This window comes from Arthrobacter sp. UNCCL28, from assembly GCF_900102805.1.
Classification (GTDB): domain Bacteria; phylum Actinomycetota; class Actinomycetes; order Actinomycetales; family Micrococcaceae; genus Arthrobacter; species Arthrobacter nicotinovorans_A.
In genome coordinates this window covers 48909-61392 of sequence record NZ_FMWE01000003.1, presented here as the reverse complement: position 1 = coordinate 61392, position 12484 = coordinate 48909, and the positions used below count along the sequence as shown (strand labels likewise).

Annotated in this window: 13 protein-coding genes; 5 read left to right on the top strand and 8 right to left on the bottom strand. The window is 56.1% G+C overall.

Going from position 1 to position 12484, the window contains the following annotated elements:
• Window positions 1-4: 4 nt before the first annotated feature.
• Window positions 5-304 (bottom strand): hypothetical protein, encoded by a 300-nt coding sequence (locus BLQ01_RS08955; protein ID WP_050684098.1) that lies wholly within the window; start codon window positions 302-304, stop codon window positions 5-7.
• Between the two features lie 256 nt (window positions 305-560).
• Here BLQ01_RS08955 and BLQ01_RS08950 point away from each other — a divergent pair, with 256 nt between their 5' ends.
• The 3 genes from BLQ01_RS08950 (at window position 561) to BLQ01_RS08935 (ending at window position 4823) form a co-directional block, all read left to right on the top strand.
• A complete protein-coding gene (locus BLQ01_RS08950) occupies window positions 561-2273 on the top strand; it encodes an ATP-dependent nuclease (protein WP_091551243.1) in 1713 nt (570 codons plus the stop codon).
• Between the two features lie 698 nt (window positions 2274-2971).
• Entirely contained in the window at window positions 2972-4279 is a 1308-nt protein-coding gene (locus BLQ01_RS08940) for a reverse transcriptase domain-containing protein (RefSeq protein ID WP_175493392.1), read from the top strand.
• Window positions 4269-4823: a hypothetical protein gene (locus tag BLQ01_RS08935; protein ID WP_139183463.1), complete on the top strand. Its 555-nt coding sequence runs from the start codon at window positions 4269-4271 to the stop codon at window positions 4821-4823. Before BLQ01_RS08940 ends, BLQ01_RS08935 begins: the two co-directional genes overlap by 11 nt.
• 114 nt (window positions 4824-4937) lie before the next feature.
• Here the strand turns inward: BLQ01_RS08935 and BLQ01_RS22630 are convergent, their stop codons facing one another.
• Together BLQ01_RS22630 and BLQ01_RS08925 are read right to left on the bottom strand one after the other, a co-directional pair.
• On the bottom strand, window positions 4938-5465 hold the full coding sequence (locus BLQ01_RS22630; protein WP_139183462.1) for a C40 family peptidase: 528 nt from the start codon (window positions 5463-5465) through the stop codon (window positions 4938-4940).
• 1342 nt (window positions 5466-6807) lie between these two features.
• A complete protein-coding gene (locus tag BLQ01_RS08925) occupies window positions 6808-7707 on the bottom strand; it encodes a sigma factor (protein WP_091551235.1) in 900 nt (299 codons plus the stop codon).
• 183 nt (window positions 7708-7890) lie between these two features.
• On the opposite strand from BLQ01_RS08925, the gene BLQ01_RS22085 reads away from it, so the two are divergent.
• Entirely contained in the window at window positions 7891-8214 is a 324-nt protein-coding gene (locus tag BLQ01_RS22085; RefSeq protein ID WP_139183461.1) for an ArsR/SmtB family transcription factor, read from the top strand.
• Here the strand turns inward: BLQ01_RS22085 and BLQ01_RS08920 are convergent.
• Window positions 8168-8674 (bottom strand): hypothetical protein, encoded by a 507-nt coding sequence (locus BLQ01_RS08920; RefSeq protein ID WP_175493391.1) that lies wholly within the window; start codon window positions 8672-8674, stop codon window positions 8168-8170. The genes BLQ01_RS22085 and BLQ01_RS08920 overlap by 47 nt on opposite strands.
• Before the next feature lie 183 nt (window positions 8675-8857).
• Here BLQ01_RS08920 and BLQ01_RS22865 point away from each other — a divergent pair, with 183 nt between their 5' ends.
• Window positions 8858-9142: an ArsR family transcriptional regulator gene (locus BLQ01_RS22865; RefSeq protein WP_091551233.1), complete on the top strand. Its 285-nt coding sequence runs from the start codon at window positions 8858-8860 to the stop codon at window positions 9140-9142.
• Here the strand turns inward: BLQ01_RS22865 and BLQ01_RS08910 are convergent.
• From BLQ01_RS08910 to BLQ01_RS08895, 4 genes are all read right to left on the bottom strand, one after another.
• Window positions 9111-10004 (bottom strand): alpha/beta hydrolase family protein, encoded by an 894-nt coding sequence (locus tag BLQ01_RS08910; RefSeq protein ID WP_217638357.1) that lies wholly within the window; start codon window positions 10002-10004, stop codon window positions 9111-9113. The two genes, BLQ01_RS22865 and BLQ01_RS08910, sit on opposite strands and share 32 nt — an antisense overlap.
• A gap of 298 nt (window positions 10005-10302) precedes the next feature.
• A complete protein-coding gene (locus tag BLQ01_RS08905; protein WP_091551230.1) occupies window positions 10303-10761 on the bottom strand; it encodes a hypothetical protein in 459 nt (152 codons plus the stop codon).
• On the bottom strand, window positions 10758-11774 hold the full coding sequence (locus tag BLQ01_RS08900; RefSeq protein ID WP_091551229.1) for a hypothetical protein: 1017 nt from the start codon (window positions 11772-11774) through the stop codon (window positions 10758-10760). Before BLQ01_RS08900 ends, BLQ01_RS08905 begins: the two co-directional genes overlap by 4 nt.
• Window positions 11771-12262, bottom strand: a complete 492-nt coding sequence (locus BLQ01_RS08895; RefSeq protein WP_139183460.1) for a hypothetical protein — start codon at window positions 12260-12262, stop codon at window positions 11771-11773. Before BLQ01_RS08895 ends, BLQ01_RS08900 begins: the two co-directional genes overlap by 4 nt.
• Window positions 12263-12484 lie beyond the last annotated feature (222 nt).

Genomic DNA, 12484 nt, shown 5'->3' with positions numbered 1-12484 from the left:
GCGGCTAGAAGCCCAACGGAAAGGCCGTCTGAGACCAGAGTATGTATCCGTTGATGCCGCCGAGGATTGCCGCGACTGGGCCTGTCCACAGCAGGATCACCCCACCGCCTGAGGCCAGTCTCGAGGATTGACTCAGTTTGCCGGCCAACAACATCGCCGCTCCGATGATCGCCACGATTGCAATGACGATGAAGGCGCCGACGAGGATGCCGCCGCCGATCTGCTTGAGGGACTCAAGAAAAGGAAAGTTCGCGTTTGGTGTGATCCCAGGATCCACCGCTGCCAGTACCATCTGGTGCTCCATCCAGTCGTCTTCCAATGGAATGAGCTGATTGGGCTCACGACTTCATGGAGATGGAGGGAGGCAACGACATGATTTCCGAGGCCATCGTCGGCGCCCCCAGAGTTCATAGCCTTCTAGCAAGGACGGAGCGCTCCTTAGCGGAAGAATGCTCCCGCGCCTCTGGTTCGATGAGCCAGCTCCGGACGCTGGTCTAACAATGTGACGCCAAGTGCTAAGTTGTCTTAGATCTGCCCGTCCGAAACTGGGGAACAAGTCGTTGAAGCTCAAGGCGCTGCGTGTAAGAAACTTCCGTACAGTCGGCCCGACTGATCAAACCCTCACAATTGGCGAAGGAGGTACAACGCTCGTCGGTCCAAACAACACCGGTAAGACGAATCTCCTACACGCAGTCGAGCTGTTCTTCACGGGCCCTGACAACAAATTTGGGTTTACCAAAGCCCGCGATCTTTCGTTCGTTGCCGGGTCCGGCAAAACAAGCCTCGTAGCTACCTTCGCCGGCGTGGACGAGGAAGATCACCCCGATTGTGCCATCTTCTCGGCTTACGACCGGCTTTCAGAGTTTGTGGACGTAAGAGTGCGCGATAGTGCGGAATTCACACTCTCCCTGGTTATGTCTCCGAGTGATAACCCTGTCTACCAGTTTTTCCCGAATGCGAAGAAGACAGGGACACCTGCCGAGCAAACGGCCTTCAGTCGACTCCAGTCAAAACTAGTGGCTGATCTCCTGGGACTTTTCTCCGTTCAGTACGTTCCAGCCGCCAAAACAATGGATCAGCTGAATGCGGAACTATTGATGCCTTTCATGGTGAAGAAGGTAGCTGAAACAATATCACCCTACGTCTCAGAGATCGAAAGCTCACTTGAAACCGTAGCCGGAACAATCAATTCTGCTCTCATGAAGGCAGGGCTGGCTCATTTCGTTGCATCATTTGGATTCCCCAACAACTCACTTGAAGGGCTTCTAACCGGATTCGACTTTGCCCTAGGAGATCCCACGAGGACATCGATCCAGCACAAGGGGCAAGGTGTGCAGTCAGTAGCCCTCCTCGCCAGCTTGATCTGGATCTCCGAACAACTACGATCTCAAGGTGCAAGCCCAATTTGGCTTCTGGAAGAACCTGAGTCATATCTCCACCCTGAACTTTCCCGCTCGGCGCTCGATCTTGTCGAACAGTTGAGGAAAGATTCCACGGTCCTGATCACCACCCATGCCCTCGCGTTTGTTCCGCGCAATGTTCACCGCATCAGCGGCGTATCTTTAGTCGATGGCACTACAAGAGTGGATGCGTTCCGTAACTACCGTGAGGCAACCGAGAACCTCAGCCAGGCCTTGGGCGTGGCCTTTAGCGACTATTTCAATCTTAGTGACATTAATGTTCTAGTTGAAGGTCAGTCGGATAAAGATCTAATTCCTTGGGCAATGAAGACTATAGATGCGATATCAGACGCAGAACTGCCACTATTGTTCATGGCCGAATTTTTGGATTTCGGTGGGGTCAAACACCTTTCGGGATTCCTAAGAGCTAACTATGGGTTTATCAGGCGCGAACGAGTAGCCGTTCCTGTATTTGATGGCGATGAAGCTGGAATAAAGGAAAGGCGCGAGTTGCAGCAGTACTTTGGCCAGAAGCAGATCCCCTTCCAATCTAATCAGGACTACTTATCCGTCCGCGACCGGTTTGCTATTGAGGGTCTATTTCCGGATCCCTGGGTTCAGGATCTTCATCAGGAGCACCCCTCATGGTTTGAGATTTTCTCGGAAGACTCTCAGGGCGGCCTGGAGCCCTTCAAGGTCAAATCGTCCCACAAGACATCAGTTATCAACGCTCTTTGTAAGCGCGCTGAACTCGATAATAGCCAATCCTGGGCCGGTCCTTGGACAAACTTCTTAATGGGACTAGAAAAGGCGCTGGCTATCCAACGGCAGCGTTTGGAGCAGGACCGAGCTAGCGAGCTGGCAACAGACTAAGTCATACCCAGTGATTGGTGGATTCGTGCGGAGCCCACCGGCTACGCACCGCGGTCTAACACCTTCGCCCCTCCGCCCAAAGGAACATGCCTGGGACCGATCACTGCCCGGTTAGTATTCACCACGAAGTCTTTGTTCTGCTTGAGTTCGGAACGCGTAACGGCGAAGTGGTGTACTCGACGCTGCTCAGGTACCAGGTTGCCGAACTCCCTCGCCAGCCGAAACACCATGCTGGCGCTTCTCCTAACGTGCATGCTCCGCCAGTCTGGCCACTTTTAGCTCTGCAAGCGATCAATCGAACGTTCGCTCAGTCAAGATTATTCGCAAGCGGCTATGTCCAGTCACCGATCCACCCCTGATTTTTGACAAATCGTGTGTCCCCGCGCTTCGGACTACGTTCCACGGATACGGTGGACGCACTACAGCCGCTCGGCTCCGCCTTCGAGTCGGCACCGACTACAGTGCGTCACCGTCGAGAATGCACTGAATATGGAGGATGACAACGCGTGAAATTGCCAAGCCAACTAGTCGACAAACTAGCACTAGAAGAAGCGGCAGTACGGTCAGTGAATCCGCCAGGCTCTCAGATGCCCTTACTTATTTCGCAGCGTTGTCTTAGTGACGCAACTGTCGAACTGGCGCGCCACACGAGCGCTCAAGTTACATCCAGTTACTCACCAATCGTCGAAACAATCACCATGCCGAAAAGGGGTCATGGTCCCAGGCCGATAACAATACTTCCACCAGAGGCACGCGTTCTTTATGAGGCTCTAGTTCGGCGACTCGAACCACACTTTCCCCCTTCATCACGGGACGTCGACATAGATGTACACCGGAAGTTCGGCACTGCCGATGCCGTAGAGGCAGAACATTACATTGTAGACTTTGATATCGCAGCATTCTATGAGTACGTCGACCATGAGATCTTAGCCGATGAGCTTCTAGTTCAGACTATGGATTCAAGTGCAGTAACGGCGCTAAGAGACCTGTTGTGCGAGATGTTTCCTCGCAAATCAGGACTACCTCAAGCAATGCAGCCCAGCCACCGCTTATCTGATGTCTACATCGAGAGGCTCGAGCGCCAACTCGCTAGGAAGGGCTTCGTCGTGCACAGATATGTAGATGATTTTCGCATAATTGCTAACAGTCAAAGCTCGGCTCACGATGCCATCGAATACGCGGTAGATATGGCCAGGGACATTGGCTTAGTACTCGCCGAGGGGAAGACCAAGCTACGTCCAAAGTCACGTGTGGTTCATGAGATTGAAGAGATTAATCTTGCTTTCGGCGAATTTAGGAGCCAGGCTGAAGAAGAGCTCCGGGCAATTGAGACCGAACATATGGGATACGATGACACACCGTTCATTGATGATGACGACTCCATCGAGCCCGACGAAGACGACGTTGACTTTGTCTCTCTCAGCCGCGTGATTGAGGACTGGAGCAGAGGGGAAAAACCTATGCGAGGTGTGCACGCCCACTTCGGCCCGGGAGCTCTTAAGCGTCTTCGCTCTGCTGCAGAGCGAGTCAACGATGATTGGCTCATTGCAATAGTTGAACGAGAGCCAATCCGCCTTTATGAGACAATTTCCTATTTGCGCCGCCGGTCGGAAATGGTTCAAAACTGGTCCACGCTGAAACGCCTTTCCGACCTTCCTCGGCAAAGCCCATGGGCAAAGTTGTGGATGATCGCCCTAGCCGAACAGCTGGAACCCGGCGAAACCGACCAGCAAGAGCAATTCATGAGTTGGGTCAAACCACTCCTGGGAGACCGACACGAGACGGTTCGAGCGGAAGCTGCATGGTTCCTGTCACGGAGAAAGGCGATAACTTTGGACGAACTCACTGATCTTTACATGCAGGCTTCTGATGTCACCCGGGCAGGCATCGCCGCTTGTGTGGGGTCGATCGACGGAGCCAATGAGACCAAGATTGGTAAAGCCGTTAAGGGTGACTCAGCGCTTTCGAAAGCCGCATATAACTGGGGAAGCTCATATGCTGATTGATGCTTCCGTCTATAAGCTTACGGAAGATACCATTAGATCACTAAATTTGATCCGAACAAATTGGAATAATGATGTGAGCGGCCAGATTGTCGCTGTTGCTTCTCGGGTCGAGGCATTGGTGGATCGCTTCATAGATTTACTCGTTTCCGAGTCCCAAGTGGACTCAACTCCGCTTGGAAGGGCGCTCCTAAAGGAGAATAATGGTGCTTTCCACCAATCATGGCCCGCCAGAAATGCAGTGTTGAAGAATGGCTTTGATGTCCAACTGGCCAGCATGCCGATGTGGGCAGATATGGACCTTGTAATCGATATTAGGAATGCCATCGTTCACGGGGATGGCAACCTGACTGATCGACAGGCGAAGGACATCGCTTCCTTGATCAACATGCGAAAAAGGGTTGCCAAGGTTTTACATTCAGAAATTCAGGGCAGGGTTGTCCGCCTGAGTCCTGAATCTGGTTCCCTCAGTGCAGAAATCGGAGTGAAGTTCGTACTGGCTGCAGATGCGGCGGTGTCATCAGTCAGGCCAGCTCTCGACCCTTGAGATCTAGCGCGCCTAAGCCACACCAGGGTGAGTCTTTCTCGGGGTAGAGCGTCGAAAATTCGAGGCTCTCGCACATGGCCGCGTTGGAAGTATCACGGTGTTCCATCATTCCATCTATTCCAACAAATTGAAGAAGGCGCTTCCCTGGTTCCAGTCAATCGGATGCAGTAACGTCCCAGCGGACGGGTTGAGCGCGCTATACATCATGCCGTTGCCCGCATAGATCCCCACGTGCCCCCAGTTGTTTGGACCTTGTGGGTTCTGCACGACAAGGTCCCCGATCTGTGGGCTATCCGTCATTCGCCCGACCCGCCACTGCTCCACACGAGGCAATTCGATCCCAACCTGCCGATAGATCCACTGCACGAATCCCGAGCAGTCCCAGGCCTTGAAAACCGTCCCACCCCAGACGTAGGCACCGCCCACACCCATCTGCGTGTAGCGCAAAATCTCTTGCCGGATTTGGGGCAAGCCTTCTGCGGAGACCAGCTGAGGCCGGCCGCCCTCCCCCGCGCGGCACGTCGGGACCGTGGTGACACCCTGGAGCAGGTCAACGATGGCTGTTGCTTGTGGTTCCCATCGAGCATAAAGCTCTGGAAACGCTGAGACCTGGACTGCTTGGGCTGCTTGCCCTTTGCTCATGGCAGACCAGCCTGGCACATCCAGCAAACCTCGAGGACTACCTTGATTCGGTCCAGCCGGCCCTCCATAGAATGCCCGTGCGTTGTAGGAAAGATCCATCAGCTCCGCAACGGTTCCCCATCCAGCCGCTGGTCGCTGCTGGGCCGAACCTACTGAGTCATGGTCATTCCCAACCCCGTCGTGTGGAAACTGAAACGACGAAGGGACATTCGCATTGGCGAGCATCCGGAGGGTCGACTCCTGGAGAGACATCATAATGGCGATCACCATCGCCTCCCGAGGAACGCCAAGTTGCTTCCCGACGGAAGTGTACCCCTGCGCCACAGCAATCTGCCCTGCAGAGAGTCCAACGGCTTGACCATCCGGCCGAGATCCACTGTCGGCGAGGACGCTTTGTGTTACAGCGCCGCTACTCGACACACACCCGACAGGTGATTCCCGCTTATCGCCCGCCAAGGCTAAAGCGACCGTACTGACCGCAACACCCAGCGAAAGCACGATCACGAGAACGACTGCGGTTGCAGCCCGTACGAGCGTTCGGCGCCTGAATAGGACCATCGCCCAAGCCGGATGCGGCATCAGTAGACGATCCGGCTAGTCGAGGCATAGAAGCCGACCATTTGGCATCGATCAGGCAGGGCGGTCGCTGCAGGCGGGCAATTAGCCATGACACTGACCGGCGCTGTGTATGAATTGCTGCTACTGACTGTCTGGTCAACGACCTTGAGTCGAACCGTGCAGACATGAAGCCCCACCCACGGAGCCGGCCGTTCGCGAACTTTCACTAGTTCGTTGTCGCACGCCATGGATTCGAACGTTGCAACCCTGTAGGCACCTTGGCCCGCAAGCGAAGCGAAGGACCCCGCGTTTACTCCCGTTGCCTCAAACTCCTGGACCAGGACGGCCAACGGATTTGATCCGTCAGGGAGAACGAACCACCAACCCCGAATTCGAGCGTACACATCCGAATAGGACGAACTTCGGGTATCCCAGCTAAAGATAGCCACGGCAGCCGCGGAAGCAAGCGCCCGATAATCGGCAGTGACAGGCGGAACCGACGTCGGCACCTTGGAAAGTGGACCTGACCTCGTTGGTTTCGCTGTAGTAGTCGGGGAGGTGCTTGGTGGAGCATTGCTGGCTTGAGACTCCGCCGATGGGACGTCCGCGCCTTTTGTTGAAGGAGACTCCCGCGGTGCGACCAGAACGAGAATGAGGGCGCCCAGGATTGCCGCCAGTGCTAAACCAAACACCCACCGACGAGTTGTTCGCCCACGCCAAAGGGATTCCACTATGTCTGCCTCCTAACCTGTTCATTGCCCAGCTCCCCAATGAGCCACATGAGTCAAACGGCCGAAGCCATGGAACTGCGAATGACTCTCCATGCCGTTTGATAAAGGCGACGGGCAGTGCCAATTTGAACTGCCACATACCGATCACTGACTTTGAACTCCTCGGCAACCGCTGCTATGGCAACCTGCCGTTCAATGCCGTGATGTTCGGGCAGAACGATTGCTTCTGCCACATCCCGAAGCAGGGGACTCGGCAGGCAACCAACGGCGTGCCGGCACAGACCGGGAATGTCGTGCACAGCTTCAGGATCTACATCCAACGCTTTGCTTATTGTCTTTGCAGTCTGCCGAACCGCCGTGACTGCGTTCCAGCGGCGACGGTCTTGCGGCGACGGAGGGGCGTATCGTCGCGGCTCGGTCAGGCTGCCCACCGCCAGGCGCCATACCGGAGCTGACACAGCGGCCCGAGTCAGCCCCAAAACCATGTGCGCCCATTCTTGATCGATGATCTCCTCGGCTTCGCGGTAATCACGGGACACGACCAACACCGTTAGCTGCCGGACCATCTCCGAGCTCTCACCTTCGCCCGGATCTATAAGCAACGGAAGCGTCTTGTGGCCGAGCTCTCTACGGACGTGCGCGGCACAGACATTTCCGGTGACGCCTTGCACCCAGGCTTCGAACGGAACTCCAGGGATTTGTCGATAATGTCCGCGGGCCACCCCGTCCCAGACAGCCATCCTGATGTCTTGCATGACATCGTCCACATCGCACGAGCGGCCGATCCGAGCCAAGTGCGAGATGACGTAGCGACGCACGCCTTCGACGGCTCCCATCATTTGGTCGACGGGAACTCGCAAGGTCGGTGTTACCGGGCTAAGCAGCGAAATGTCCACCGGGGATGAGTTTGAGTTCTTTATTTCAGCGTTGCCCGCCAGGTGTTCCAGGCTCATGGCTCTCACCGCTTCGACTAACGGATTCGAATAACTTCAGCGTCACCAGATGGGGCGACTCGACGTGGGCAGGAACGATCCTGATCACAACACAAGCTTCTAAAAATTATTGTCGAAGATAATTAAAGTATCGTCAAGACTCTGGTTCTTACTTTTTGCATGTTGTTCCGCAAGAATGGAGCCATGCCACGGATCACGCAGCCTCACGACGACGCCTGGTCGCCTAACGTTGAAGACGCCGTGGCGACGTTCGGAAACCGCTCACGGAATGAGATTCTGAGGTTCCTGACGGCAAATGGTCCTGCGTCCAGAGGGGATATCGTCGCAGCGGTCAGCGCCGGCGAGCCCAGCGTCGCCAAACACCTCATAGCCCTTGAACAGGTCGGCGCCATTGAGGTCGATGTGGAGGCCGGACGGCGCCACGGCCGGTCTCCTCGCTACTCAGCGAATTCTGCCCGCATCAAGGAGTTGCTGGACGCCCATCTCCGGTATGTCTTGGAGGAGTAGCCGCGGCACGCTCCCCATTCGGGTGCAAGTCGATGTCTTTGTTCAGATACTCGGAGATTGCGCGAAGCGTCTCCGGCGAGACGTCCCCGAGCGTCCTAGCAGCGAATGACTTCACCCGGGCTGCCCTCAGAGACTTGACAAACTCCAACTGCGAGTCGATTCGTTCGGGAACGTCGCCTTCGACGCCGTTCAGCAAATAGGAGGGATCGACGTCGAACATCTCGCAGATAGCGGCAAGCAGCTGCGGATCGCTGACCAGGCGTCCTGTCCCGTCCTTCATGTAGAACCATCTGGCCCTGGAGATTTTGATTCCTCGAGCTCGGAGTCCGGCCTCAATCTCCCTGAAAGTGACGGGCGAACCCCTCTCGGCCACAACGACGTCGAGCAGCAGGTTTAGCCGACGGGCGAGGGTCGCCTGTGGTGACAAGTCGCCGTTGCGGCTTACGTCTTTCGCCGGCATGCTCCACCTTTCAACTACCTCGTTCGATGAGAAATTCTGCTGCGTTGCCATCAGTATTCCGCGCGCGCCGTGACTAAACAATCACTGCGCATTGGATCTGTTCCCCTCCTTATATGAGGCGTATCCTGTTGCTGTAGACCCGTCTACAGCAAGCATCCCCCACAAACCTGAGCCGTGGTTTGAATGTCGACATCCATCTTGATGAACCGAACACGGAGCCAGATCCTTCGCTTCCTCATCAGAAGTGGGCCATCGACCCCAGGGCTCTTGGCGTCAGAGGTACACGCCTCTCGAGCAACGATTCGGCGTCATCTCCTCGTCCTTGAGTCTGCTGGTTACATTCAGGCTTTGGCCGACGAGCGTTACTCCGCTCACGCCTCATTCGTCGAGTGTCAGCTAATCGACCTAGCTGCCCAGTACTCAGTGCAAATGCCTCCTACGACTGCGCTCCCGCTTGTTCAGGACTAGAGCCAGTCAGCGGAAGACCGTAGAACCACTCCTCGACCGATCGCTCCCACTTTTCTGGGTCGACATTCCACTCCAGAGAGTGGCCCTCAGATTCAAACTCCACCAATCTGACTAGGTCCGGCCTCAGACAGGCGGCTTTCCTGGATGCTTCGAAGGGTGTTGTGTCGTCCTTCCTTCCATGGAGTACGAGGATCGGTTTGTCCAGTTCAGATGCTCGCGCCAACCAGTCCAGGGAATCGAAGCTTATCGGTTCAGCAAGGCCGGTCACCCGCCGGAGGGCCTTAGATCGAAGAATGGTGAAGCCCAGGTGCACAAGAGGACGAGGTAATCCAGCCGCCTTGGCGTTCGCTGCCAGGGTCGTTCGCCAATCGAAGACTGGAGCGTCGAGAACCATCCCGGCTATTCGTGACGAACTCTGCGACAGGGCCGCCGTTTGAAGGGCGATGGCAGCGCCGAGTGACCACCCAAAAAGGACAATGCGCTCCGCGCCATTGGAAATGGCGTAGTTGATGCCGGCCTCGACGTCGTGCCACTCGCCCTGACCGAGATTGTAACGGCCATCGTACGACGGCGGTGCGTCGCCGTCGTTGCGGAACGAGACTACCAGCGACGTCAGTCCCAGACGCCTCGCGATAGGTATGCCGCGAAGAGTTCCGGCCCGCTTGCCGCCCATGCCGTGGATATGGATGGCCCAGATACCGGACGCGTCACTGGACGGCGGATCGAACCTCCACGCGGGGGCGACCCCGTTCTCGACTGGAATCTCAACGTCTTGGTACGGCAGACCAAGTTGCCCCGGATTCGAATAAACGTACCCACTCCAGATACCCGCCTGGGCATGTTCGAGGTCGCCCGAGTCCACTCGCTCAACCACCCGGACTACCGTGTTTCGGTCGAGGTGGGAGTCAACGACCCGTCCAAGGCATGCGTGGCCTGTCCCCTGCCCAAACCAAATGCTGTATCGTCCCGGCGCCCTCGTTTGTTCCGTAGCGGGAAGTTCAATTTCTAGAGATCCGTCTCCATTGGCGCGCACAGCCCTAACGCCCAAATCCTCGCGACGAATGTGTTTTGGCACCACAACCTGGCGAGCGAAGTACGCTGCACCGGCGACGCCTGCAAGCAAAGCCCCGGATGCAGCAAGAACTCCAACCCTCATAGCCTTACGACTGGTTGCTGTCGGCATCGTCCACCCCCGGGGCCCTCTTTCGATCGTCGATTACTTGGCGGAGCCGCACCAGGGTCTCCGGGGAGATTCCCTGCAACTGACGAGCAGCGAAGTTCCGCACACGTGATTCTCGCAGCGTACGAAGAAGTTCCAGCTGGGCGTCTACAAGCTTTGGTATCTCACCGGCATCGTCCACGAGGTAGTCACGATCCACTCCAAAGAACTCTGCAAGATTGCGAAGCAGCATGGGATCGGTCGCCAGTGAGCTGTCCCCGCTGCGCATGTACGCCCAGCGGGAGCGGGAAAGTGGCGTTCCACGCTGACTCATATGCCGATTGATCTCGGGGTAGGTCAACACCTCCAATCCCTTGGCCTCATAGAGGTCAAGAAGAAGGTTGAGCTTCCGCGCCAATCTGGTCTGAGGGGTTTCGGAGGACGTGGCATCATCCGTCATTTCGCTCGATCCCCCTTCCGTCGACGAATTGGAACTTTCCGCACGATCGGTCCCGCCAGGTGATTCTCTGCAGCGTTCAGAACATTGAGGTCATGGATGTCCAAGGAGCTGCCTAAACCGGGTTCGACTAGCAGTGCGTCCTGTACTTCAACAAGCATTCTATGGAGTCTCTGTGCCCGGTCCTGTTGGCTGAACATTTCGGTGCCTCGCACGAGCCGAACATCTTGCCGTTTCTTCGTTGTCTTTTCCCAGATTTTCGTGAGGCTGCTGACCAACTCGTCCTCGGTCACAGACTCCCTATGGCGGAGAACTCGACGCGCAACAGGCGGTATGCCCAGACCTAGGCAGAGGAAGAACATGGCGGCAACGACCGCCGCATCATAAATAGGTGAGACCGCATGCATAGCATCAAGGCGCCCTTGCAAATGCAGAATGTCCATGACGAGCACCAGCAATACAAGGAGAACGGCAAAGCTACAGCCAACCCCGATGCACGTAAAAGCCGCGCGGAAGTAGGGCCTCGACATGTCGCCACGAAAACGGAAACAGGTAACTCCGGTAACGCCAACCACGTAGCCAATATAAACGAACTGCACGGATGAGTAGACGGCAGCAGACCACTGGTCACCGTAATCCACCATGAAGCGAGTGGAACTACCCTGGGTGACGATTGCACTAAAGCTGGCTGCAAGGCCCACGATCACAACGGTCAAAAGAATCAAGCCAAGAGTGTCTCGTTTCTCGACCGTCTCGTCTGGTGTCGCCGCACGAATGATTGCCCGCGAGAGAAAGTAGATCCCAACAACCATAGAGACATTGGCCAACACGTCAACGAAGTTGCGACCACCCAGTACCGAATCGATGCCCAGATAGACCTGATCGATGTTGAGCGTCAGGGCGACTGAAATCGTGATGGCGGCTTTCAGCACGTTGTGATCGCGCCTTAGCCTCATTCCAGGGAGGAGGCAAATGACGAGTAACCAAATCAAGGCTGCAGCCACAATCTGGATCATTCGAAAACTCTCTCGAAGGACCTTGGTTCCCTGGCACTGTTCCTGATTGCTTCCGCGAAAAGATCCGCGAGCGATTCCGCGGCGGCTTCCAAGTCATCAGTGAAGCTGCTCCGGGCAAGGACGCGCGAGACCAAGCCCACGGGTAGGTTCGGGAACAGGACCTCTATGTAATCGGCCGGGACGACTAATTCGTCGTGCCTCAACACCATGTGTCCGAGTTCATGCAGGACGAACTGCTGCCGGTGCAGCCCAGAAGGACTAATGGCATGCAAGATGATTTCGACTTCGTCCGTGGATAGCCACAAACCACAGATCGATCCTCCATTCAGCGCCCGGGCAGCTTCGATTTGTATCGGCCGATGCCGGACGCCTTCGACCACTTCGACGAGTCGTTCCAGGTTCAGGTGGGTCGGGAGCGTCAGACTGCCGAAAGCTCTCGCGGCTCGTTCCGCCGGCGATTGTCCTGAGGGATATTGATTATTGTTCATGGGCATCCCCAGTGATGCGTTCCCTCGGTTCGATTAACGCCCAATGCGAATTCCACTTCCTGAGCCGGAAACGAACCCTTACAACCATTGAACTCCCGTACTCTGGACATGTCCAGAGCACGGGAGTGATGCGTAGCCTGCCATCCTGGACTTCCGTACCCAAGCCCATAGGACAGCGAAATAGGGACGGAGGTTCACCGTCGATCTGCGCGGGACCGTCTT

Bases quoted from the DNA above. Each gene is read 5' to 3' on its own strand.
- BLQ01_RS08955 (WP_050684098.1), bottom strand. From the start codon at position 304: ATGGAGCACCAGATGGTACTGGCAGCGGTGGATCCTGGGATCACACCA.
- BLQ01_RS08940 (WP_175493392.1), top strand. From the start codon at position 2,972: ATGCCGAAAAGGGGTCATGGTCCCAGGCCGATAACAATACTTCCACCA.
- BLQ01_RS08935 (WP_139183463.1), top strand. From the start codon at position 4,269: ATGCTGATTGATGCTTCCGTCTATAAGCTTACGGAAGATACCATTAGA.
- BLQ01_RS22630 (WP_139183462.1), bottom strand. From the start codon at position 5,465: ATGAGCAAAGGGCAAGCAGCCCAAGCAGTCCAGGTCTCAGCGTTTCCA.
- BLQ01_RS08925 (WP_091551235.1), bottom strand. From the start codon at position 7,707: ATGAGCCTGGAACACCTGGCGGGCAACGCTGAAATAAAGAACTCAAAC.
- BLQ01_RS22085 (WP_139183461.1), top strand. From the start codon at position 7,891: ATGCCACGGATCACGCAGCCTCACGACGACGCCTGGTCGCCTAACGTT.
- BLQ01_RS08920 (WP_175493391.1), bottom strand. From the start codon at position 8,674: ATGCCGGCGAAAGACGTAAGCCGCAACGGCGACTTGTCACCACAGGCG.
- BLQ01_RS22865 (WP_091551233.1), top strand. From the start codon at position 8,858: ATGTCGACATCCATCTTGATGAACCGAACACGGAGCCAGATCCTTCGC.
- BLQ01_RS08905 (WP_091551230.1), bottom strand. From the start codon at position 10,761: ATGACGGATGATGCCACGTCCTCCGAAACCCCTCAGACCAGATTGGCG.
- BLQ01_RS08900 (WP_091551229.1), bottom strand. From the start codon at position 11,774: ATGATCCAGATTGTGGCTGCAGCCTTGATTTGGTTACTCGTCATTTGC.
- BLQ01_RS08895 (WP_139183460.1), bottom strand. From the start codon at position 12,262: ATGAACAATAATCAATATCCCTCAGGACAATCGCCGGCGGAACGAGCC.